Source organism: Streptomyces alkaliphilus (assembly GCF_014141535.1).
Classification (GTDB): domain Bacteria; phylum Actinomycetota; class Actinomycetes; order Streptomycetales; family Streptomycetaceae; genus Streptomyces; species Streptomyces alkaliphilus.
The window spans coordinates 1-471 of record NZ_VKHT01001718.1; the positions used below are offsets into that span (position 1 = coordinate 1).

A 471-nucleotide genomic window follows, 5' to 3' on the forward strand; every position below is an offset into this window, starting at 1 on the left:
CGTTCCCGAGCCCGGCGCGGGAGCGCACGACGTGCTGCGGGCGGCTCCGGCACGCGTCGACCTCACCCCCGGCACCCCCGACCTCGCGGCCTTCCCCCGGGCGGCCTGGCTGCGTGCGGAACGCGCCGTGTTCGCCGACCTGCCCGCCGCGGACCTCGGCTACGGCGACCCGCGCGGCGCCGCCGCACTGCGCACCGCCGTCGCGGGGTGGGTCGGCCGCACCCGGGGGATCGCCGTGGACCCGGAGGCCGTCCTCGTGGTCTCCGGCACCGCCCAGGCCCTCGGCCTGCTCGCCGAGGTCCTGCGCGCGGAGGGCATCGACCGCGTGGCGGTGGAGAACCCCGGCTCCATGGGGGTGCGGCAGGTGCTGCGCGGACGCGGCCTGGCCACCCCACCGATCCCGGTGGACACCGAGGGCGCGGACATCGACGCCCTGCGCGCCGGGGGAGCCCGGGCCGCCCTGCTGACCCC

1 protein-coding gene is annotated in these 471 nt (G+C 80.0%); it reads left to right on the top strand.

The features are described from left to right. The coding region (locus FNQ90_RS26465) for an aminotransferase class I/II-fold pyridoxal phosphate-dependent enzyme (RefSeq protein WP_182608590.1) at positions 1 to 471 on the top strand (471 nt) is incomplete at both ends.